At 67.7% G+C, this 22469-nt stretch carries 17 protein-coding genes; 13 read left to right on the plus strand and 4 right to left on the minus strand.

Annotated features, from left to right (window positions below; translation table 11 throughout):
- Positions 1–260 precede the first annotated feature (260 nt).
- From NWF34_RS21035 to pknB, 7 genes are all read left to right on the plus strand, one after another.
- The gene (locus tag NWF34_RS21035; protein ID WP_248664681.1) at positions 261–1607 is read left to right on the plus strand and encodes a DUF3662 and FHA domain-containing protein; all 1347 of its coding nucleotides are present in this window, start codon (positions 261–263) and stop codon (positions 1605–1607) included.
- Positions 1608–1859: 252 nt separating this feature from the next.
- The gene (locus tag NWF34_RS21040; protein WP_006437475.1) at positions 1860–2324 is read left to right on the plus strand and encodes an FHA domain-containing protein; all 465 of its coding nucleotides are present in this window, start codon (positions 1860–1862) and stop codon (positions 2322–2324) included.
- Positions 2321–3817: a PP2C family serine/threonine-protein phosphatase gene (locus tag NWF34_RS21045; RefSeq protein ID WP_191834627.1), complete on the plus strand. Its 1497-nt coding sequence runs from the start codon at positions 2321–2323 to the stop codon at positions 3815–3817. Before NWF34_RS21040 ends, NWF34_RS21045 begins: the two co-directional genes overlap by 4 nt.
- On the plus strand, positions 3814–5247 hold the full coding sequence (locus NWF34_RS21050; protein ID WP_024497913.1) for an FtsW/RodA/SpoVE family cell cycle protein: 1434 nt from the start codon (positions 3814–3816) through the stop codon (positions 5245–5247). Before NWF34_RS21045 ends, NWF34_RS21050 begins: the two co-directional genes overlap by 4 nt.
- Positions 5244–6743 carry a penicillin-binding protein 2 gene (locus NWF34_RS21055; protein WP_024497914.1) on the plus strand — a complete coding sequence of 500 codons (1500 nt, stop codon included), beginning with the start codon at positions 5244–5246 and terminating at the stop codon, positions 6741–6743. Before NWF34_RS21050 ends, NWF34_RS21055 begins: the two co-directional genes overlap by 4 nt.
- Entirely contained in the window at positions 6740–8101 is a 1362-nt protein-coding gene (locus NWF34_RS21060) for a protein kinase (RefSeq protein ID WP_258325999.1), read from the plus strand. The genes NWF34_RS21055 and NWF34_RS21060 overlap by 4 nt, the downstream gene beginning before the upstream one ends.
- A gap of 71 nt (positions 8102–8172) precedes the next feature.
- Positions 8173–10122 carry a Stk1 family PASTA domain-containing Ser/Thr kinase gene (gene pknB / locus NWF34_RS21065; protein ID WP_258326000.1) on the plus strand — a complete coding sequence of 650 codons (1950 nt, stop codon included), beginning with the start codon at positions 8173–8175 and terminating at the stop codon, positions 10120–10122.
- Positions 10123–10152: 30 nt separating this feature from the next.
- Here pknB and NWF34_RS21070 read toward each other — a convergent pair whose 3' ends face one another.
- Complete coding sequence (locus NWF34_RS21070; RefSeq protein WP_159404598.1) at positions 10153–10812, minus strand: aminodeoxychorismate/anthranilate synthase component II; 660 nt, start codon at positions 10810–10812, stop codon at positions 10153–10155.
- Between the two features lie 161 nt (positions 10813–10973).
- Between NWF34_RS21070 and crgA the strand changes: the two genes are divergently transcribed.
- Both crgA and NWF34_RS21080 read left to right on the plus strand, forming a co-directional pair.
- Entirely contained in the window at positions 10974–11264 is a 291-nt protein-coding gene (gene crgA / locus NWF34_RS21075) for a cell division protein CrgA (protein ID WP_096272635.1), read from the plus strand.
- Between the two features lie 118 nt (positions 11265–11382).
- Positions 11383–11895 carry a PH domain-containing protein gene (locus tag NWF34_RS21080; protein ID WP_159404599.1) on the plus strand — a complete coding sequence of 171 codons (513 nt, stop codon included), beginning with the start codon at positions 11383–11385 and terminating at the stop codon, positions 11893–11895.
- A 10-nt stretch (positions 11896–11905) separates the two neighbouring features.
- Here NWF34_RS21080 and NWF34_RS21085 read toward each other — a convergent pair whose 3' ends face one another.
- Together NWF34_RS21085 and NWF34_RS21090 are read right to left on the minus strand one after the other, a co-directional pair.
- Positions 11906–12619: a rhomboid family intramembrane serine protease gene (locus NWF34_RS21085; protein ID WP_159404600.1), complete on the minus strand. Its 714-nt coding sequence runs from the start codon at positions 12617–12619 to the stop codon at positions 11906–11908.
- A 203-nt stretch (positions 12620–12822) separates the two neighbouring features.
- Positions 12823–13344 (minus strand): peptidylprolyl isomerase, encoded by a 522-nt coding sequence (locus tag NWF34_RS21090; protein ID WP_006437485.1) that lies wholly within the window; start codon positions 13342–13344, stop codon positions 12823–12825.
- A 147-nt stretch (positions 13345–13491) separates the two neighbouring features.
- Here NWF34_RS21090 and NWF34_RS21095 point away from each other — a divergent pair, with 147 nt between their 5' ends.
- The 4 genes from NWF34_RS21095 (at position 13492) to NWF34_RS21110 (ending at position 22056) form a co-directional block, all read left to right on the plus strand.
- Positions 13492–13671 (plus strand): hypothetical protein, encoded by a 180-nt coding sequence (locus tag NWF34_RS21095; RefSeq protein WP_096272627.1) that lies wholly within the window; start codon positions 13492–13494, stop codon positions 13669–13671.
- A gap of 885 nt (positions 13672–14556) precedes the next feature.
- Complete coding sequence (locus tag NWF34_RS21100) at positions 14557–14796, plus strand: DUF4190 domain-containing protein (RefSeq protein ID WP_096272625.1); 240 nt, start codon at positions 14557–14559, stop codon at positions 14794–14796.
- Positions 14797–15091: 295 nt separating this feature from the next.
- Positions 15092–20575: a carboxyl transferase domain-containing protein gene (locus tag NWF34_RS21105; protein WP_258326001.1), complete on the plus strand. Its 5484-nt coding sequence runs from the start codon at positions 15092–15094 to the stop codon at positions 20573–20575.
- A 257-nt stretch (positions 20576–20832) separates the two neighbouring features.
- The gene (locus NWF34_RS21110) at positions 20833–22056 is read left to right on the plus strand and encodes an IS110 family transposase (RefSeq protein WP_064863346.1); all 1224 of its coding nucleotides are present in this window, start codon (positions 20833–20835) and stop codon (positions 22054–22056) included.
- Positions 22057–22091: 35 nt separating this feature from the next.
- On the opposite strand, the gene NWF34_RS21115 is transcribed toward NWF34_RS21110, so the two are convergent.
- Positions 22092–22469 (minus strand): MMPL family transporter (locus NWF34_RS21115; RefSeq protein WP_258326002.1); only part of this gene is annotated, 378 nt, incomplete at its 5' end.

Genomic DNA, 22469 nt, shown 5'->3' on the forward strand with positions numbered 1-22469 from the left:
CGGCGGGCATGCCGTCGAACTGGGTTCGTCCGGCGACTGGACGACGATAACAGCACCGCGCCCCTACTACAAAACCCGGGTCTCCGCGGGCATTCGCAGCGTCGGTGACCTGCGGCACCGGTGACTGGCCATACCCCTGGGGCAGGTGTTACACACGGTGAACCAGTTGTCGTGGTGGCACAGTTGTCCGGTCTTGTCGCTATCATCAAACAAGGCCATATGCACGGCGACACGCTCGAATGCCGCGGAAGGAGGTCTCGGTGGGGATCCTGCAACGAATTGAACGCAAGCTCGAAGGTGCTGTTGACGACGGCTTTGCGCGAGTTTTCGGTGGTCAGGTGGCCCCGCAGGAGATCGAGAACGGCCTGGCGCGCGAAGCCGAGGAGTCGCTGGAGAACCTCGGCGACGGTACGGTCCTTGCGGCGAACAGCTACACATTGCTGTTGAGTCCGACCGATCACGAGCACATCGCGGCGGAATACGAACTGAACCGCAAGACTTTCTCGAAGCATTTGGAACACTTCATCCATGACAACGGGTGGCAGACCTACGGCAAGGTCGTCGTAGAGTTCGAGCAATCGCCATCTCTACACACCGGGATCTTCCGTGCGCGCGGCACGGTGAACCCGGACGCACGGCCCCGACCGGTGCCGCCGCGTTCGGAGCAACCACACGGCGCGCCACCACCGAAGGCCCCTCGCCCACCGGCCGGTCCCCCGGCCCCGAATCCTCGCCCGGCCGCACAAGCCCTTCCCGCCGACGCCCTCGACCAAGGAGCCCCCAAGATGACTCAGAACCCCGGATACGACCAGCGCAGGGGCGCCGATCCCGCTTACGACCAGCAGGCCTACGAGCAGCAGGGCTACGACCAGCAGGGGTACGGACAGCAGGGCTACGAGCAGTACGGTCAGCAGCCCGGCTACGAGCAGGGGTACGACCAGCAAGGCTACGGTCAGCAGCCCGCCGGCTACGAACAGCAGGGTTACGGCCAGCAGCCCGGCTACGGCCAGCAGGGCTACGGTCAGCAGCCCGGCTACGAGCAGCAGGGTTACGGCCAGCAACCCGGCTACGGCCAGGGCTATGAGCAGCAGGGCTACCAGCAACCGGCCGGCTACGAACAGCAGGGCTACGGACAGCAGCCCGGTTACGGCCAGCCCGGATACGAACAGCAGGGCTACGGACAGCAGCCCGGCTACGACCAGGGTTACGGCCAGCAGGGCTATTCGCAGCAGGGCTACGGACAGCAGCCGGCCGCCTACGACTACCAGGGCGGCTACGACCAGGGTTACGGCGCGGGACGTCCCGCCGCCGGTTACGCCCCGACGTCGATCACCCTGCTCCTCGAGGACGGCAGCAACCGCACCTTCCAGCTGCACGAGGGTTCCAACGTGATCGGTCGCGGCCAGGACGCGCAGTTCCGTCTGCCCGACACCGGTGTGTCGCGTCGCCACGTGGAGATCCGCTGGGACGGCACCACCGCGATGCTCACCGACCTCAACTCGACCAACGGCACCACCGTCAACGATCTGCAGGTCAACACCTGGGAACTCGCCGACGGCGACCGCATCCGCGTGGGTCACTCCGACATCACCGTCCGGTTCCAGTAGGCCCGGCAACCGCCGACGAACGCCCCGTGGAACGCGGGCGGCGATCGTCGCTGATCGAGGCGATCCGGCGACTGTGCGCGGGCGGTTGATACTGAACTGTCATATGTGAATGAACGGGTTCGGCGGAACTGCCCATAAGATGCACACGGGGTCCGCCGGTTGCGATCGGCAGTCGAGATCGACACCCGCCCGGTACGGCTTGCCGAGTACGACTGAACCGAGATGTGACGGCGCTGGAGGTGAACACACGAGATGCAGGGCTTGGTGCTGCAATTGACCCGTATCGGGTTCCTGCTGTTGCTGTGGTTGTTCGTCTTCGCCGTGATCCGGACTCTTCGTGCCGACATCGCCTCGGCCGGCGGCATGCGCATCCCGCGCTACTCGGGTGGCGCGGACAAGCGTCGACGCAGCGGTGGGGTACGAGGCGCGGCCCGCTACCTCGTCGTCACGCATGGCGCCTTGGCCAACACCCGCATCAGCCTCGGCCAGCAACCGGTGCTGCTCGGCCGCGCCGACGACTCGACTCTCGTCCTCACCGACGACTACGCCTCGGAACGTCACGCACGTCTCTCCAGACGGGGTGACGACTGGTATGTCGAAGACCTCGGTTCCACCAACGGCACCTATCTCGACCGGTCCAAGGTGACGACTGCCGCGAAGGTCCCGCTGAACACGCCGATCCGCATCGGCAAGACCGTGATCGAGTTGCGCCCGTGACACTTGTGTTGCGTTACATCGCGCGCAGCGACCGCGGTCTCGTCCGGTCCAACAACGAGGACTCCTTCTACGCCGGTCCGCGCCTGCTCGCGCTCGCCGACGGGATGGGCGGACACGCGGCCGGCGAGGTCGCCAGTCAGCTCGTCATCCGTGCCCTGTCCGAACTCGACGAGGACGAGCCCGGCGGCGATCTGCTGAGCCAGCTCGACCGCGCCACACGCGCGGGCAACGAGGCCATCGCCGCGCAGGTCCACGAGGCGCCCGAGCTCGACGGCATGGGCACCACGCTCACCGCCATCCTCTTCGCCGGCAGCCGAATCGGACTGTGCCACATCGGCGATTCACGCGGCTACATGTACCGCGACGGTGTACTCAACCAGATCACCCGCGACGACACCTTCGTGCAGACACTCGTCGACGAAGGCCGGATCACCGCCGAGCAGGCACACACGCACCCGCAACGGTCGCTGATCATGCGGGCGCTGACCGGCAGCGAGGTCGAACCCACACTCACCATGCGCGAGGCCCGCGCCGGCGACCGGTACATGCTCTGCAGCGACGGGCTGTCCGACGTCGTGAGCGAGGAGACCCTCGCCGAAACCCTCGGCTCGATCGCGGATCCGAAGGAGTGCGCCGACCGCTTGATCGAACTCGCTCTGCGCGGTGGCGGCCCGGACAACGTGACCGTCGTCCTCGCCGACGTCGTCGACACCGAGTACGGCGACTCTCGCCCGATCGTCGGCGGAGCCGCCGGCGGCCACGAGGAGCACTACACCCCCGATCCCGCGACCGCTGCCGGGCGCGCCGCCGCGCTGCGTCCGCCGGCCGCCCAGCCGCAGCGCCCGACGGTCCTGACCGAGGACGACGCGCCGCCGAAGCACAAGAGCACGTGGCGTCGGTGGCTTGCCGTCGGTGTCGCAGTCGCGGTCGTAGTCGCACTGGTCGCCGGATTCTTCGCCGTCCGCGCGGTCGTGCAGAGAAACTACTACGTGGCCGCCGACTCCGGCGGGGACGTCGTGATCCATCAGGGTTCGCCGGCCGACTTCCTCTTCGTGTCGATGAGCGAACCCGTGACACGGGTGTGCGTCGAGAATCTCGACCAGGAGAAACCCACCTACACCTTCATCCCGTACGACGACACCTGCAAGATCTCGCTCAACGTCGACGATCTCGTGTCCGGACCGGCCCAGTCGGTGAAGAACGTGATGATCCGCGACCGCAGCGCCGAGGAGATCGAGGGCGTGGTGACCAAGGAGCTCACCTTCCGCTGCGACAATGCTCCGTCGTCGACTCCTCCGCCTCCGCCGTCCACGCCGATCCCGCCCCCGGCCTCGAGCGCACCGCCCGCTCCCCGTGCCTCCGCGAACCCGTCCGGCATCCCTCAGAGAGGTGCCACCGAGTCGGTGGCCCCGCCCGCACCGGGCGCTGCACCCACCGAGAAGCCCGCACCTCCACAGGACGCCGGTACCAGCTGCCGGCAGCAGGTGAGATGACTCAAGCCGCGCCCACCCCGCATGCCCCGCCTCGCGAGCCCGCGACGAGTACCGGCCGCAACGCCGAGCTACTCCTGCTGGTGTTCGCCATCGGTCTCGTGACAGTGGCCCTTCTCGTCGTCCAAGCCGCCCAGGGCCAGAACCTGACGTGGGACATCGTCAAGTACGTCGCCGCGTACACGGCGCTGTTCGGGATCGCCCACCTGGTCGTACGACGCTATGCGCCGCACGCGGACCCGATCCTGCTCCCCGTCGTCGCCGTGCTCAACGGGCTGGGTCTGGTGCTGATCCACCGCCTCGACCTCGGGTCCGGCAACACCGGTGAGTCGATCAACCCGACCGAGTCGACCAACAACGCCGACCAGCAGTTGCTGTGGGCCGGTCTGGGCATCATCGCGTTCTCGGCGGTGCTGATCCTCATCCGGGATCACCGCACCCTGTCGCGGTACGCCTACACCCTCGGCCTCGGCGGACTGATCTTCCTGATCATCCCGGCGATCCTGCCGAGCGCGTTCTCGGAGATCAACGGCTCCAAGAACTGGATCATCACGCCGTTCTTCTCGATCCAGCCGAGCGAGTTCTCGAAGATCCTGATCATCATCTTCGCCGCGGCGGTCCTGGTGTCGAAGCGCGACCTGTTCATCACCGCGGGCCCGCACGTCCTCGGCGTCGACCTCCCCCGCGCCCGCGACCTCGGCCCACTGATCGCCGCCTGGGCCATCGCCATCGCGGTGATGGTGGTCCAGAAGGACCTCGGCACGTCGCTGCTGATCTTCGCGACCATCCTGACGATGCTCTACGTGGCGACGTCCCGGGTCGAATGGCTGGTCCTCGGCATCGGTCTGTTCGCCATCGGCGCCGTGCTGGCGTGGTCGATCTTCTCCCATCTGCAGACGCGTGTCTCGGTGTGGCTCAACCCCTTCGAGGACTTCGACGGCTCGGGCTACCAGATCGGTCAGAGCCTGTTCGGCTTGGCCACGGGCGGTCTGTTCGGCACCGGCCTCGGTTCCGGACGACCCAACATCGTGCCGTTCGCCAACACCGACTTCATCATCTCGACCATCGGTGAGGAGCTCGGGCTCGCCGGGCTCACCGCGATCCTGCTGCTCTACATGGTGTTCATCCATCGCGGCCTGCGCACCGGCATCGCCGTCCGGGACAGCTTCGGCAAGCTTCTCGCGACAGGCCTGGCGTTCACCATCGCCATGCAGATCTTCGTCGTGGTCGGTGGCGTCACCAAGCTCATCCCGCTGACCGGCCTGACGACGCCGTTCCTGTCCTACGGCGGATCGTCGCTGCTGGCCAACTACATCCTCGTCGCGCTGCTCATCCGGATCTCCAACGCCGCCCGCGAACCCGATCCGGTCAAGAAACGTCCGGCGGCCAAGCCGGTGGACGCGCTGCCCACCCAGGTGGTGAAGCGCCGATGAACAAGCCGATCCGGAACGTGTCGATCGCGGTGATCGTGATGATCGTCGCGCTGCTCGCCAACGCCACCTACGTCCAGGTGTTCAAGGCCGACGCCCTGAAGACCGACCCGCGCAACAACCGGGTGCTGCTCGACGAGTACTCGCGCCAGCGCGGCCTGATCACCACCGCCGACGGCACCGTGATCGCCCTGTCGGTGCCCATCGACAGCCGCCTCAAGTTCCTGCGTCAGTACCCGCGGGAAGGCGCCGAGGCATTCGCGCCGGTTACCGGCTACTACTCGTTCCAGTACCTGGCGAGCCAGATCGAGCACTACGAGAACTCCATCCTCAACGGATCCGACGACCGGCTCTTCGGCCAGCGGTTCATGGACATGTTCTCCGGCCGCGACCCGCGTGGCGGGAACGTCGTCACGACGATCAACCCGAAGGTCCAGCAAGCCGCGTACCGCGCCATGCTCAACGGGCCGTGCGACGGACCGTGCCGCGGCGCGGTGGTGGCGCTCCAGCCCAACACCGGCAAGATCCTGGCGATGGTCTCGACCCCGAGCTACGACCCCAACAAACTCGCCAGCCACGACCAGGAAGTTCGTGAGAGCAGCTGGGAGGCGTGGAACCGTCCCGGCGACACCGCACAGCCGATGCTCAATCGCGCGATAAGCCAGCTGTACCCGCCGGGGTCGACCTTCAAGGTCGTCACCTCGGCGGCCGCGCTCCGCGACAACATCACCCCGGGCATCCGCCTCACCGCGTCACCGAGTTTCCCGCTGCCGGGCACCAACGTGTCCCTGCCGAACTACGGCGGACAGGCCTGCCCGGGGTCCTCGGGCGGAACCGTGTCGCTGGAGACGGCGTTCAAGTACTCGTGCAACACCGCGTTCGCCGAACTGGTGACGGAGAAGATGTCGGACGCGATCCCCAAGTTCACCGAGACCGCGAGCCTGTTCGGCCTCGATCAACCCGGCCCGGACATCCCGATCCCCGTCGCCGACTCGACCGTGGGTCAGATCCCGTCTCTCGACGTTCTCGCACAGGCATCCATCGGACAGCGGGATGTACGGCTCACGCCGCTGCAGAACGCCATGATCGCGGCGACCGTCGCCAACGGAGGGGTGCGTATGCAGCCGTACCTGGTCGATAAGCTCCAATCGGCGGATCTGCGAACCTTGCAGACCACACCGCCGAACACCGCCAACAAACCGATCACACCGGAGCAGGCGGCCGAGCTGACATCGATGATGATCGAGTCCGAGCGCTCCACCGCGGGCGCCGGCGGACCGGTGTCCATCGCGTCGAAGACCGGCACCGCCGAGAGCGGTTCGAGCACCGAGACACCGTACGCCTGGTACATCGCGTTCGGACCGTCGTCGAATGCACAGATTGCCGTGGCCGTCGTGGTGGAGAATGGACAATTCGGTGCGGACTCGGTCGGCGGGACCGTCGCCGCACCGATCGGACGAGAAGTGATCAACTCACTGGTGGGAGGTGGCAGTCGATGACCCTGCAGAACGGCACCACCATCGGTGATCGTTACCGGCTCATCCGTCTGATCGCGACGGGCGGCATGGGCCAGGTGTGGGAAGCCCTCGACACACGCCTGAACCGTCGTGTCGCGGTGAAGGTCCTCAAGGCCGAGTACACGAGCGACCCGGAGTTCATCGCGCGGTTCCGCGCGGAGGCGCAGACGACCGCGAAACTCAACAACCCGGGCATCGCCAACGTCTTCGATTACGGCGAGACGCCGGATTACAACGGTGGCGACCCCCTGGCCTATCTGGTGATGGAACTGGTCGACGGTGAGCCGCTGAACTCGGTGATCTCGCGTCTCGGCCGGCTGTCGCTGACCAACACGCTCGACATGCTCGAACAGACCGGCCGGGCCCTGCAGGCCGCGCACAGTCAGGGTCTGGTGCACCGCGACGTCAAGCCGGGCAACATCCTGATCACTCCCACCGGCCAGGTGAAGATCACCGACTTCGGTATCGCCAAGGCCGTCGACTCCGCCCCGGTCACCAAGACCGGGATGGTCATGGGCACCGCGCAGTACATCTCTCCCGAGCAGGCCGTCGGCGACGAGGCGACGGCCGCGTCCGACGTGTACTCGCTCGGCGTCGTCGGCTACGAGGCCCTCACCGGCCGGCGCCCGTTCCTCGGCGACGGTGCCATCACGGTGGCGATGAAACACATCCGCGAATCACCCCCGCCGCTGCCGTCCAACCTGCCCTCGGGTGTCCGTGAGCTCATCGAGATCACGATGGCCAAGGATCCGCGTCAGCGTTATGCCAACGGCGGCGAGTTCGCCGACGCGGTGGCCGCGGTCCGCGCGGGTCGTCGGCCCCCGCGGCCGGGTGCCGTCGCCGGCGCGGCAGCGGGTGCTGCCGGGGCCGCGGCGCTGGGGGCCGCCGTCGCGACACGCGCCACGACGTCGCCGGGCACCGCTTCGCGTCCAGTCACACCGCGTCCGACGTCCCGGACGGCGGTCGCGCCGCCACCGGACAACAGCTGGACGACCGGCCAGAAGGTCCTCGCCGGTGTGGCCGCCGCGCTGCTGGTCGGTGCGATCGGCCTGATCGGCTTCTACCTGATCAGCAGCGGTGGCAGCGATGCCGCACCGCCGGCCCCGTCCACCTCCTCGACAGTCACCCAGACCACCACTGTGGCCCCGACCGAGGAACCGACAGAGACCACGACCACGCGGCGCCCGACCCGCACCACCACGCGGGAGGAGACGACCACCAGCGAACAGACGACGGAGACGACGACACCGGCTCCGCCGACGACCACCGAGGACACGACGGACACCGGTGCCGCCACCGGTACCCCGTGCTTCCCCGGCGTGCCGTTCCCGCTGTGCTAGACCCCCGCGCCATGCTGACATCACGTCCGACCACCACACCGAGCTGAGATCCGAGGCTGACCCCGAGGCAGATGACGACACCACACCACCTCTCCGACCGCTACGAACTCGGCGAAACGCTGGGTTTCGGTGGCATGTCCGAGGTGCACTATGCCCGGGATCTGGTGTTGCACCGGGACGTGGCGATCAAGGTGCTGCGCGCCGACCTCGCGCGTGATCCGTCGTTCTACCTCCGGTTCCGGCGGGAGGCCCAGAACGCGGCGAAGCTGAATCACCCGACGATCGTCCAGGTCTTCGACACCGGTGAGGCCGAGACCGAGGACGGTCCGCTGCCGTTCATCGTGATGGAGTACGTCGACGGCGACACCCTGCGAGACGTGCTGCGCGCCAACGGTCCGATCGCACCGCGGCAGGCGATGACGTGGATGGCCGACGTCGCGGCCGCGATGGACTTCTCACACCGCAACGGCATCGTGCACCGCGACATGAAGCCGGCGAACGTGATGATCGACAAGTCCGGCGCGGTGAAGGTGATGGACTTCGGCATCGCCCGCGCGATGAGCGACTCGACGTCGACCATGACGCAGACGTCCGCGGTGATGGGCACCGCCCAGTACCTGTCGCCGGAGCAGGCCCGCGGCATCAAGGTCGACCCGCGCAGCGACATCTACTCGATGGGTTGTGTGCTCTTCGAATTGCTCACCGGAGAACCGCCGTTCACCGGTGACTCACCCGTCGCGGTCGCCCACCAGCACGTGCACGAGGACCCGCCGTGGCCGTCGCACGTGCGCCCCGACATCCCGCGTGAGCTCGACTCCGTCGTGCTCAAGGCGATGAGCAAGAACAAGGAGAACCGGTATCAGTCGGCCGCGGATCTGCGCGCTGACCTGATCCGGGTGCTCGCCGGCGGCAAGCCGTCGGCGCCGATGCTGCTCACCGACGAGGAGCGCACCGAGTTCATCGACACCGGGCCGCGACGCCCCACCCGGTCGGAGACGACCGGGCCCCGGCGCGCCGTCCCCGCGCGGGCCGGCGGCAACCATCGACGAGACGACGCATACCGGGTCGACGCCGACGACGAGCCGCCACGCCGAAGGTCACGCCGGCTGATGGCCGGCGCGATGGCCGCAGTGGTGCTGCTCGTCGGAACGCTGTTCCTCTGGTCCCCGTGGAGTTCGGGGTCCGATCCCGAGGTCACCGTGCCCGCAGTCGCCGGACTCAGTTCCGACGACGCCCGGTCCTCCCTCGAACGCGCCGGTTTCGAGGTGCGGGTCCTCGAGGAACCCAGCCTCGACGTCGGGCCCGGACTGGCCACCAGGTCGACGCCGGGCGAAGGGGTCCTGGCGGCCGAGGGATCCGAGGTCGCGCTGTACATCTCGACCGGTCCACAACGGCACCGGATACCGTCTGACCTGGTCGGGAAGACCCCGTCGGAGGCGCAGGACGCCCTCAAGGTGCTCGGGTTCACCAACGTCAGGACCGAACGTGTCGACTCGACGATCGACATGAAGGACAAGGTCGTCTCGACCGCACCGAAGATCGGCACCGAGGTGCCGGTGAACGGCGCGGTGGTCCTCAACGTGGGCAACGGCCCCAAGGAGATCACCGTCCGCGACGTCGTCGGCATGCCGGCGGACCGCGCCCGCGCGGTCCTCGAAGAGCTCGGTATGACGGTCGAGGTGATCGCGGTCGACTCGGAACAGCCCGCGGGCGAGGTCATCTCCACCTATCCCGGGCCCGGTTCGACGGCCGAGCAGGGCAGCACGGTGCAGCTCTCGGTGTCCCGTGGCAACCTGTTCACCGTGCCGAACCTGCGGGGCAAGACGCCCGTCGAGGCCCAGGCATCCCTCGAGCAGGCCGGGTGGGAACGGTCGACGCTGACGCGTCAGACGCGCAACGTGCCACTGAACAGTCCCGACAGCGGACGGGTCATCGGGCAGGACCCCCCGGTGGGATCGAAGGCGCGCAAGAACGGCGCGATCACCATCGTCGTCGGTCAGGCCAGCCTGCTGCCGAACTGACGGACGCCCGGTCGGCAGGGTCGGATCACGTCAGCCGACCGCGCTGGCCATCTCCGCTTCGAGCGCCGCGACACGTGCCTCGTCGACCTCGATTCCGCAGATCTCGAGCCAGTTGGCGAGCATCCGGTGCCCGCCCTGGGTCAGAACGCTCTCGGGGTGGAATTGCACCCCGTGGATCGGCAGCTCGCGGTGGGCCATCGCCATCACGATGCCGGACTCGGTGCGTCCGGTGACGACGAGCTCGTCGGGGATCGTCTCGGGCAAGACGGTCAGCGAGTGGTAGCGGGTGGCGGTGAACGGATCCGGCAGGCCGGCGAGCACACCCTTGTCGTCGTGGAAGACCAGCGAGGTCTTTCCGTGCAGCAGTTCCGGAGCTCGGTCGACGGTCCCGCCGAAGGCAGCGCCGATCGCCTGGTGCCCCAAGCACACGCCCAGCAGGGGGAGTTCCTCGGCAGCGGCCACCTCGACCATCGGCATCGTCGCACCGGCACGCTGCGGGGTGCCCGGTCCCGGGCTCAGCAGCACTCCGTCGAATCCGGCGACCGCCTCACGCAGATGTTCGGCGTCGAACGGGGTCAGACGCGGGTCGTCGTTGCGCCACACGACGGCCTCGACACCGAGCTGACCCAGGTATTGGACCAGGTTGTAGACGAAGCTGTCGTAGTTGTCGATGACCAGGATGCGGCTCACGGACAAAAGGCTACCGCCGAAAGCGGGTACCGCCGTCAGCGACCTGGTGAGATACCGTAGAAGTCGAGTGTTTCCGACCCCGGACCGCTCGTCGCCACGACGTTCGGGACGCCAGGGCACGCATACGACCGCTGCCGCGGTACAGCACAACAGAGGATGTCATGCCGAAGTCAAAAGTCCGGAAGAAGACCGACTACACGATCAACACCGCGAGCAGGACGCCGGTCAAGGTCAAGGCCGGCGCTTCGAGCACCATCTACGTGAGCGTGATGCTCGGCCTGATGCTCTTGGGGCTGGCCTGGCTCGTCGTCTACTACCTCGCCGCCACCCCCACCGCGTACGGCGGCGAGGGTCAGGTCCTCCACTGGATGGCGCAGCTCAACTCCTGGAACTTCCTCATCGGGTTCTCGCTCATGGTGGCCGGCCTGTTGATGACCATGCGGTGGCGCTGATCGCATTGCCGCTCATGTGCCGGACGAATCGCTCTGAACTGCGGAAACACATGTGTGTAAGTTGTCCACAGTGTGGAAATAACATGTGTGTAAGTTCTCCCCACTGTGAGTAACTCCTGTGGATAACTCTGGCGACTCATCCACACACGCATGGTCGACGCCCGTCGGCGCGGGAGTCGCGGGCTGCCTCGGAGGAGTGATCCTGCTCGGCGGCGCGGTTCTGGTGTCCAACGACCCGGGCGGCTCCGTGCTCATGGGAATCGCCGGCATCCTGCTGGTCGGCCTGGGTGTCTACACGCTGGTCGTCCGGCCGCGCCTCGAACTCACCGCCGGATACCCGGCCACGCTGACCGTCCGCGGTCTGACCGGGCGACGCAGCTACACGCCCGACCGCGTCGAGCGCATCCGGCTGTTGTCGATGCGCCGCGTCGGGCGTCGGGTGGGACAGCTCGAGATCGACGTCCTCGACGACGACGCCGAACCCGTCCGCCCGAATGACGGAACCGGGAGAGACGGACCCCGGGACGACACCCGGTTGCTGGTCTTCAGCCGATGGGATCTCGGCACCGACCTCATCTCGGTCGTCGACGAACTCCGCGCTGCGGGATTCCACGTCGACGACGACAGATGACGTGTGAACGTCAGCGGATGTAGGTCAGCCCGTCGTAGGTGACGCCCCCGGCGATCCCCAGGCCGAGCGCGACGACGAAGAGCACGCCGAGCGCGATCCAGCCGACCCGGCCGGTCGCCTGCGGGGTCCGGCGCCCCTCGGGCAGGACCAGTCCCGGGAGATACACGACGGCTGCGGTGGCCGCGGAACCGAAGGCGAGACCGCCGAGGTGCCCCAGGACGGAGATCCCGGGCAGCGAGAACGACAGGACCACGTTGAACCCGATGATCAACAGCACCGGCACCGGCGAGACCCGCGCCTTGAGGATGATCACCAGCATCGCGCCCATGAGGCCGTAGATGGCGCCCGAGGCGCCCGCGGTCAGGGCGCGGTCGTTCTCGAAGAGCATGACGGCGGCGCTGCCGCCCAACAGGGCGATCAGATACACCGCGAGGTAGCGGGCCATGCCGAGCGCGAGCTCCAGGTCACGGCCCAGGATGTAGAGCGAGAGCATGTTGACGGCCACATGCATCACGCTGAAATGCAGGAAGCCGGACGTCAGCAGTCGCCAGTACTCGCCGGCGGCGACGTCGCTCTTGAGCAGATCTCCGGAACTGAAGATCGTGGCGGCCCCGGGGTCGCCGAAGCCTCCCTGCACCGCGCACAGGAGGAAGACCAGGATGTTGATCCCGATCAGGGTGTAGGTGACGTAGGGCTTGCCCTCGGACAGCCGGGTCCTGGCCATCCTCCGGATCCCGCGGTCGCCGAAGGCCGGCGTCTGCTGGATGCCGTCACCTCGAAGACATTCGAGACAATGCTGGCCGACCGACGCCGGTCGAAGACACTCCGGACACGCCGGCCGCCCACACCGGCTGCAGGACAGGCCGGTGGGACGGTCGGGATGCCGGTAGCACACCGCCCGCTGGGGGGCGGTGTGTTCCGGAGTGGTCAGTTGACCTCGATCTTCTCGATGACGACGGCGTCGAGCGGACGATCCTGACGATCGGTCGACGTGGTCGCGATGGCGTCGACGACCTGCTGCGACGCGGGGTCGGTGACCTCGCCGAAGATGCTGTGGCGACGGTTGAGGTGCGGGGTCGGGCCGACGGTGATGAAGAACTGCGAGCCGTTGGTGCCCGGCCCGGCGTTGGCCATGGCGAGCAGGTACGGACGATCGAACTGCAGCTCGGGATGGAACTCGTCACCGAACTGGTAACCGGGGCCGCCCATGCCGGTGCCGGTCGGGTCACCGCCCTGGATCATGAAGCCGGCGATCACACGGTGGAAGACCGAGCCGTCGTAGAACGGTCCGGAGTTGCCGCCGGACGCGTTCGGCTTGCTGTACTCCTTGCTGCCGTCGGCGAGGCCGACGAAGTTCTCGACTGTCTTCGGCGCATGGTTCGGGAACAGGTCGACCTTGATGTCGCCGCGGTTGGTGTGGATGACTGCGGAGGTTTTCTGAGTGGTCACCCCACCATCCAACCACTTGTGGCCTTTCGGGTGGTCGGGAGATGGCTCTCAAATGCATGGATCCGATTCCGCAGACGTGGTCGGCGCGCGCAGGGTCACACGATCCGAGGTGGCATCGGCGGCCGTCCGGCTGGCACTCTGGTCGACATGCCGAAGAACTACCTCGTCGTCGCGGTGACCGTGCTCGCAGCGGCGCTCATCGCAGGTGCCGGCGCGGTCATCCTGCGTCGTACGCGCCAGGATCCGCCGCCGGTCTCCCCGACTGTTCCCCGCGTCGAAGAGGTCCGTCAGGCCCTCGTGGAGAGCACGGAATCACAGGCCTCGTGACGACACCGCCGACGGTCGATCCGGGCGTCGGCGGCGTCCACGGGTAATTTGAAACACGTGACCTCAGACGACGAGCGCTCTACGACCACGCCCGCCTCCCCCGGTGGCGCGTCCGAGCGGGCACGCGAGCTGTGGTCGATGTCCGACGACGCGAGGCCTCGCGACCCGGAACCGACCCGTTCCGGTCCGAGCGGCGCCGGCCCGGTGCCCACCGGCGGATCCCATGGCACCGCCCCCTGGGAGCGTGTTCCGAGCGCACCCATCAGTGCACCCTCCCCGCCCCGCGGTCGTGACGTGACCGAACCGAACCGTCCCGGGCCCAGCGGATCCTTCCCACCCGCATCGGGTGGCCCGACGCCCGGTGGTCCCACATCTGCCCAGCGTCCCGGTCCGCCTCCCGGCAGTCCCCGTCCCTCGGGCGGACCCGGCGGGCACGGCGGTCCGCGTCCGCAACCGCCCGGCACGAACGGTCCCCGCCCCGGCGGTGACCCGGGTCCTCCCCCACGTCCGGCCGGCGCGTACACGACCGGGCCCCGTCCGCGGCCGGTTCCGGGTGATCCGCAGGGCAATCCCCGTCCGATGCCCCCTGGCGCCCGGCCCCCGGCCGGACACCACCCGCCGCCCGGAGCCCCCCTCCAGTCGCCCATTCCTGGTGCGCCGCAAGGTAATTCGTCGCAAGGTGATCCCTCGCAACGCACCGGTGCACCACGTCCGGACGCGCTCGGTGCCCGTCCGGGACCGCCCCCGTCTCGTCCGGAACCGTCTCGTCCGCGCCCGGAGCTCGACGGCGAGACGTCCGACTCAGACGACCGCACGGTCTTCGCGCCGGTCTCCCAGGCCTACTCAGCAAACAACCCAGCACTCGAGGACGATCCGGAGGACAACGTGGCTCCCCAGTCCGGCCCACGCCTCAATCGCACGGCCGTGTGGGCCCTGGTCCTCTCCGGGCTGGGCATCACCTTCGTGATCGGTCTCGTACTCGGCTACCGCGCGCGCGCCCAGATCCGTCGCACCCGGGAGGCCGGACTGCCGTTCGCGAACGTCGCGATCTGGTTGGGCTGGGCCTACCTCGGCGTGCTGGTGTTCGGGCTGCTCGTCTACGGCTGGATCCTGTTCGTCGCCTGATGCGATTCTGCGCGGCACTATGACATCGGTCTCAGCGGAAACGGGCGAATCGCCTTCCTCGAGATCGCGGATCGGCACCGAATTGTGCGCCGTTTCGGTAGGAAGATCTGATAGCGGAAAAGAGGCTCCATCCAGCGCGTTCCCGGTCACGGCGAGCCGCGGGGTCGCGCCGAGGAGATCCCGGCGCGCGTGAACGTACTCGCGCGTAATGGCTTCGGTCCGCAACTATCGATCTGTTGAACCACCTCGCGTGTGCCGAAAACACCCTCGGCACGACGAACCGAAGGAGTCGGTGATGTTCTCCCGAATCGCCATCGTCAACCGTGGCGAGGCCGCAATGCGCCTCATCCACGCCGTCCGTGGCCTGTCCGCCGAGACCGGGCAGCCGATCGAGGTCATCGCGCTGCACACCGATGTCGACGCCGCCGCCACCTTCGTGCGCGAAGCCGACATCGCCTACGACCTCGGTCCCGCCGCGTCGCGCCCGTACCTCAACATGAAGGTGCTCGAGCGCGCCCTGCTGGAGACCGGCGCCGACGCGGCGTGGGTCGGCTGGGGCTTCGTCGCCGAGGACCCGGTGTTCGCCGAACTCTGTGAGCGGATCGGCGTCACCTTCGTCGGTCCGTCGCCCGACGCGATGCGCAAGCTGGGCGACAAGATCGGCGCGAAGCTGATCGCCGAGGAAGTCGGTGTGCCGGTCGCACCGTGGAGCCGCGGTGCCGTCGACTCCATCGACGAGGCCCTGACCGCGGCCGCCGACATCGGCTACCCGCTGATGCTGAAGGCCACCGCCGGCGGCGGCGGGCGCGGCATCCGCGTCATCAACAACGACGACGAGCTGCGCGACGCCTACGAGCGCACCCGCGACGAGGCCGCCCGCGCCTTCGGCAGCGGCGTCGTCTTCCTGGAGCGCCTGGTCACCGGTGCGCGCCACGTCGAGGTCCAGGTCATCGCCGACGGTCAGGGCACCGCGTGGGCGCTCGGCGTCCGCGACTGCTCGGTCCAGCGTCGTAACCAGAAGGTCGTCGAGGAATCGGCATCGCCCGTCCTCTCCGAGGAGCAGGTCGCCGAGCTCAAGGCCTCCGCCGAGCGGCTCGCCGTCGCCGTCGGCTACCGCGGCGCCGCCACCGTCGAGTTCCTGTACCACCCCGGCGAGAAGCTCTTCGCCTTCCTCGAGGTCAACACCCGACTCCAGGTCGAGCACCCGATCACCGAGATCACCAACGGCTTCGACCTCGTCCGTGCCCAGCTGCACGTCGCGTCCGGCGGCAAGCTCGACGGCGAACCGCCGCGCGAGCGCGGACACGCCATCGAGGCGCGCCTCAACGCCGAGGATCCCGACCGCGACTTCGCACCGGCCCCCGGTCGCATCAACCTCCTCGAACTGCCGGCCGGCCCGGGTATCCGCGTCGACACCGGCGTGAGCGAGGGCGACACCATCCCCGCCGACTTCGACTCGATGATCGCCAAGATCATCGCCTACGGACGTGACCGCGACGAAGCGCTCGGCCGCCTGCGCCGGGCGATGCGCGAGACCCGCGTGATCATCGCCGGTGGCGCCACCAACAAGTCCTTCGTGCTCGAGCTGCTCGACCAGCCCGAGGTGATCGACGGCAGCGCCGACACCGGCTGGATCGACCGCGTCCGCGCCGAGGGCCGCCTGGTCGCGAACCAGCATTCGGCGATCGCACTGATCGCCGCCGCGATCGACGCCTACGAGGAGCAGGAGCAGGTCGAACAGCAGCGTCTGATGTCGACCGCCTCGGGCGGCCGTCCGCAGGTCCAGCACGACAGCGGTCGTCCGCTCGACCTCAAGCTGCGCGGCGCCACCTACCGGGTCCGCGTCGCGCGGATCGGCGCGCATCGCTTCCGTGTGAGCATCGAGGCAGGTACCGACACCCGCACCGTCGACGTCGAGCTCGAGCGCTTCGACGACCATGCCGCCCAGCTCGTGGTCAACCGTGAACGGTTCCGGCTCGTCACCGACACCCACGGTCCCGTCCACCTCGTCGACGTCGACGGGATCACCCACCGCGTCAGCCGCGACGAGGGCGGCATCGTCCGCTCGCCGGCACCCGCGCTGGTCGTCGCCACTCCGCTGCAGGTCGGCGACGAGGTCGAGGCCGGCGCCCCGGTGCTGGTCCTGGAGGCCATGAAGATGGAGACCGTGTTGCGCGCTCCGGTCCGCTCACGTCTCAAGGAATGTGCGGTGTCCGTGGGCGCACAGGTGGAGACCGGAGCGACGCTGCTGCGGCTCGAACCGCTCGCCGACGAGGACGAAGAAACTCCGGAGGAAGTCGCGGGCGTCGACATCGAGCTGCCCGTCGAACCCGAGGTCGAGGCCGACGAGCGCACCACCCGTACGCAGGAGGACCTGCGCGCCCAGCTACTCGGCTACGACGTCGACCCGCACGACCGCACCCGTCTCCTCGACGAGTACCTCGCGGTGCGGCGCGCCGCGATGGCCAGCGGTCGCCGGCCGCTCGCCGACGAGCTCGAACTCATCACCGTGTTCGCCGACATCGCCGAGCTGAGCCAGAACCGGCCGTCCAGCGACGAGCTCGGCGTCGAGCACGTCCACAGTGCGCGCGAGAACTTCCACACGTACCTGCAGAGCCTCGACGTGGAGCGGGACGGCCTGCGCGCCGCCTTCCACGATCAGCTCAGCCGGGCGCTGCGGCACTACGGGGTCACCGAGCTCGACCGGACCCCGGAGCTCGAGGCCGCGGTCTTCCGCATCTTCCTGGCGCTGCAGAACCCGACCGGGTCCGTCACCGTCATCAGCACCCTGCTGCGTGAGTGGCTGCAGGAGCCGACGCCCCGCGACGAGCTGCGCGACGACGTGGGCCCCGCCCTCGACCGCCTGATCGCCGCGACCCAGATGCGCTACCCCGCGATCGCCGACCTCGCCCGTGGCGTCGTCTACGCGTGGTACGGCCAGCCGCTGCTGCTCCGCGATCGTGCCCGCGTCTACAGCAACGTGCGCAAGCAACTCCGCTACCTCGACGAGAACCCGAACGCCGCGGACCGCGACGAGCGCATCGACAACATGGTGCGCAGCACCGAGCCGCTGGTCCGTCTCCTCGGCCAGCGCATCGAGCGGGGTAGCACCGACAACCGGGTGATGCTCGAGGTCCTGACCCGCCGCTACTACGGCAACAAGGGGCTCTCGGACATCCGCAACCACGAGGCCGGCGGCACGACCTTCGTCGTCGCCGACCGCGAGGGCGGCAGCCTGATGTCCGCGGCCGTCGGTTTCGCGGCGCTGCCGTCGGTGCTGGAGGGTCTCGGCAAACTCGCCCGGGGCGCGGCTGCGGTCGACTCGGACATCTATCTCAGCTGGGAGCAGCAGCCGAACGACTTCGACGTGCTGGCCGAGACGCTGCACGAGATCGTCTCCAACGCCTCACTCCCCCCGCAGGTCCACCGCGTCACGATCACCGTGGCCGGCAGCGGCGATGCGCGGATGCACCACCACGTCACCTTCCGGCCGTCCGCGACCGGCATGGCGGAGGAACGACTCATCCGCGGTCTGCACCCGCACATCGCGCAGCGGATGCGGATGGAGCGCCTCCGCAAGTTCGACCTCACCCGGCTCTCCTCGGCCGACGACGAAGAGGTGTACCTCTTCCGTTGTGTTGCAAGGGAGAACCCGTCCGACGAACGGCTCATCGCGTTCGCTCAGGTGCGTGACCTCACGGCGGTCCGCGAACCCGGCGGACGTCTGCTGACGCTGCCCACCGCGGAGGCGACGCTCGCCTCGTGTGCGGACTCGATCCGCCGCGCCCAGCGCGGAGCGGCCCGTCCGTCGAGCACCAACCGCATCGTCCTCTACGTGTGGCCGCCCATCGACGACGACGCGTCGATCCTCGACATGATCGCCGGTCACATCCGCGGTGTCACACAGGGAATCGGCCTCGAAGAGGTCCAGGTGATCGCTCGTCGACGCAATCCCGAGACCAGGGATCTCACCAAGGTGTCGATTCACTTCTCGCTCACCGCGACCGGCGAATTCGACGTCAAGGTCGGGGAACCGTCCGAGACCCCGATCGAGCCCGTCGACGAGTACCGGCAGAAGGTCAAGCGCGCCGCGGCACGCAACACCGTCTATCCGTACGAGTTGGCCGAGATCCTCGGTGCATTCACCGAATACGACCTCGACGCCGAACATCGTCTCGTCCCGGTCGACCGACCCAAGGGCCGCAACACCGCGGCGATGGTCGCCGGTCTGGTCACCACCCCGACCGAGAAGTTCCCCGAGGGCGTCACCCGCGTGGTCCTGCTCGGCGATCCCACCAAATCGCTTGGTGCGCTGTCGGAACCGGAATGCAGCCGGGTCATCGCCGCACTCGATCTCGCCGAACAGATGCAGGTGCCGCTCGAGTGGTACGCGCTGTCCTCGGGCGCCCGGATCTCGATGGACTCCGGCACCGAGAACATGGACTGGGTCGCCCGCGCGCTGAAGCGTGTCGTCGAGTACACCCAGGCGGGTGGCGAGATCAACATCGTCGTGGCGGGCATCAATGTCGGTGCGCAGCCGTACTGGAACGCCGAGGCGACGATGCTCATGCACACCAAGGGCATCCTGGTCATGACCCCGGATTCGGCGATGGTCCTCACCGGCAAGCAGTCGCTGGACTTCTCCGGCGGTGTCTCGGCCGAGGACAACTTCGGCATCGGTGGTTACGACCGCGTGATGGGCCCGAACGGCCAGGCGCAGTACTGGGCACCGAATCTCGGTGCGGCACGCGATGTCCTGATGTCCCACTACGAGCACACCTACGTGCTTCCGGGCGAGCGCACCCCGCGTCGTGCGATCACGACCGATCCGTCGGACCGGGACGTCTCCGATTACCCGCACGTGCTCGCCGGCAGCGACTTCACCACGGTGGGTCAGGTCTTCTCGCGGGAACACAACCCGGATCGCAAGAAGCCCTTCGACATCCGCACCGTGATGCGCGCCGTCGCCGACCAGGATCACGTCGTCCTCGAACGCTGGGCCGGCATGGCCGACGCCGAGACGGCCGTCGTGTGTGACGTCCACCTGGGCGGCATCCCGGTGTGCATGCTGGGCATCGAGTCGCGTGAGGTCGCGCGTCGTGGCTACAAGCCGACCGACGGACCCGACACGTACACCGCGGGCACGCTGTTCCCGCAGTCGTCGAAGAAGGCGGCCCGCGCGATCAACGTGGCCAGCGGCAACCGTCCGCTCGTCGTTCTCGCGAACCTGTCGGGCTTCGACGGTTCGCCGGAGTCGATGCGCAAACTGCAGCTCGAGTACGGCGCCGAGATCGGCCGAGCGATCGTCAACTTCCGCGGCCCGATCGTGTTCTGCGTGATCTCGCGCTATCACGGCGGTGCGTTCGTGGTGTTCTCGAAGGCGTTGAACCCGAACATGACCGTGCTGGCCATCGACGGTTCGTTCGCGTCCGTGCTCGGCGGTGCGCCCGCGGCCGCGGTCGTGTTCGCCGGTGAGGTCGCCAAGCGCGTCGCCGCCGATCCTCGCGTCCGCGAGCTCGAGGCGAGCGTCGCCGAGTCGTCCGGTACCGATCGCTCGAGCCTGAACGCGGAACTCGCCGACATCCGGCAGTCCGTTCGTGCCGAGAAGATCAGCGAGATCGCCGCCGAGTTCGACAAGGTGCACAGCATCCAGCGGGCCGTCGAGGTCGGTTCGGTCGACGCGGTCATCGGTGCCGAGGAGCTGCGTCCGCGGATCATCGGGGCGATCGAGAACTCCCCGGCGTGGGGCAAGACGGACTCGCATGCCGTGAGTTCCTGACCCTCTGAGTCCTGAACTCTCAGCACAATCGCCTTTACGTTGGAGTACGTCCGGGGCGGTTGCCTCGGACGCTTGTCCGCGGTTCGGGGCGTGGCTCGACAATCACCTGTCGTCGCTGGTGGCTTGGCGTGGAAGGTCACCCCGGATCGTGACGGGTCGTTTCGGCCGCTGATTGAGATGTGTTCGCGAACTTGTCGCTGTGTAAAGGTGTGCCGGCGAAACCACCCTGACGAGCCAACCGCACACGGAAGGGTAGTATGGACGAAAAGGTTTGGGTAGGAATCGATGTCGGTCGGCATGCGCACCACGCCGCCGCGGTCGACGAGACGGGAACAGTGCTGTGGTCTCGGCGGCTTCCCAACGATCAGCCTGCTATCGAAGCGCTGGTGGACCGGGTCGCTGGTGTCGAGACGGTGGTGTGGGCGATCGACATGACCGCGCCGGAGTCGGCATTGTTGCGGGGTGTGCTGGCTGTACGGCGCCAGCACACCCGATATGTGCCCGGTCGTGTCGTTCACAGCATGACCGGTGCGTTTGCCGGCGAAGGCAAGACCGATGCCCGCGACGCGGTCGTGATCGCCCAGACGGCCCGCCTACGTGGCGATCTCACGACGATCTCGGTGCCCGACGATGTCGCGATCGAACTTGACCTGCTGACCGGCCAGCGCAGCGACCTCATCACCGAACGTACGCGCGGAATCAACCGCCTACGCGGCCTGCTGACTCGCATCTTCCCTGGTCTGGAACGATGTTTCGACTACTCGACACTGACCGGTCTGGCGTTCCTCACCCGCTTCGCCACGCCATCTGCGATCGCTGCGGTCTCAGACGACGAGATCTACGACCACCTCCGCGGGCACGGCGTCCGCCGACCGACCATTCCGAAGATGATCAACAAGGCGCGCGCCGCGGCTGCCTCGCAGACGATAGCCCTGCCTGGCGAGGCGACCACAGCACTGCTGGTGCGACAGGCGGCGGCCTCCCTGATGGCGCTTACTCGCCAGATCGCCGAGCTGGACAAGCAGATCACCGAAGTGTTCCGCCGACACCCTCACGCGCAGATTCTCGAATCCGTACCTGGCATCGGCGCCCGAAGCGGCGCCGAGCTCATCGCGATCACCGGTGGCGACCTCGCCTCGTTCGGCTCAGCCGCCAAACTCGCCGCCTACGCTGGACTTGCTCCGGTACCGCACGACTCCGGAAATCGGCGTGGAAACGTGCGTAGACCCCAGCGCTACCATCGAGGTCTGCGAAAGGTGTTCTACATGGCAGCACTCAACAGCTCGCAACGCGACGGGCCCTCTCGCGAGTTCTACCAGCGCAAACGATGCGAGGGGCGCTCGCATGTCCATGCCCTCATCGCTCTCGCAAGACGTCTGGTTGACGTGGTCTGGGCACTGATCCGCGACGGTAGGGTGTGGTTGCTGCGCCCGACCGTCGAGCGGGTGTCAGTCGATGAGGTAGGCGCGATGGCTGGATGACTGGCTGAGCCGGTCAGATCCGGTACGTGTGCGTACTAGCGGGACGCTGGATGCGTGGCGGTTCGGGTACTCGGCCACCAGCTTGCTCTGCCGACAAGTGTGGCGATGGTCGGCACAACGATGGTGCGAACGATGAAGGTGTCGAGCAGCAGGCCGATGCCGATGATGAGTCCGACCTGGGTCATGATCGAGATGGTGCCGGCCATGAGTCCGAACATGCTGGCAGCGAAGATGAGTCCGGCCGAGGTGATGACTGATCCGGTGTTGGTGACGGTTCGCAGGACGCCGATGCGGATGTTGTTTTGGGATTCTTCGCGTAGGCGAGAGATAAGAAGCATGTTGTAGTCGGCGCCGACCGCGACGAGGACTATGAAGGCCAGTAGTGGTACGGGCCAGGCGATATCGGTTTTGAG

The organism is Gordonia sp. GONU (assembly GCF_024733855.1).
In the GTDB taxonomy this organism is placed as follows: Bacteria; Actinomycetota; Actinomycetes; order Mycobacteriales; family Mycobacteriaceae; genus Gordonia; species Gordonia amicalis.

Bases quoted from the DNA above. Each gene is read 5' to 3' on its own strand.
- crgA (WP_096272635.1), top strand. From the start codon at position 10,974: ATGCCGAAGTCAAAAGTCCGGAAGAAGACCGACTACACGATCAACACC.
- NWF34_RS21055 (WP_024497914.1), top strand. From the start codon at position 5,244: ATGAACAAGCCGATCCGGAACGTGTCGATCGCGGTGATCGTGATGATC.
- NWF34_RS21060 (WP_258325999.1), top strand. From the start codon at position 6,740: ATGACCCTGCAGAACGGCACCACCATCGGTGATCGTTACCGGCTCATC.
- NWF34_RS21105 (WP_258326001.1), top strand. From the start codon at position 15,092: ATGTTCTCCCGAATCGCCATCGTCAACCGTGGCGAGGCCGCAATGCGC.
- NWF34_RS21095 (WP_096272627.1), top strand. From the start codon at position 13,492: ATGCCGAAGAACTACCTCGTCGTCGCGGTGACCGTGCTCGCAGCGGCG.
- NWF34_RS21050 (WP_024497913.1), top strand. From the start codon at position 3,814: ATGACTCAAGCCGCGCCCACCCCGCATGCCCCGCCTCGCGAGCCCGCG.
- pknB (WP_258326000.1), top strand. From the start codon at position 8,173: ATGACGACACCACACCACCTCTCCGACCGCTACGAACTCGGCGAAACG.
- NWF34_RS21085 (WP_159404600.1), bottom strand. From the start codon at position 12,619: ATGGCCAGGACCCGGCTGTCCGAGGGCAAGCCCTACGTCACCTACACC.
- NWF34_RS21040 (WP_006437475.1), top strand. From the start codon at position 1,860: ATGCAGGGCTTGGTGCTGCAATTGACCCGTATCGGGTTCCTGCTGTTG.
- NWF34_RS21110 (WP_064863346.1), top strand. From the start codon at position 20,833: ATGGACGAAAAGGTTTGGGTAGGAATCGATGTCGGTCGGCATGCGCAC.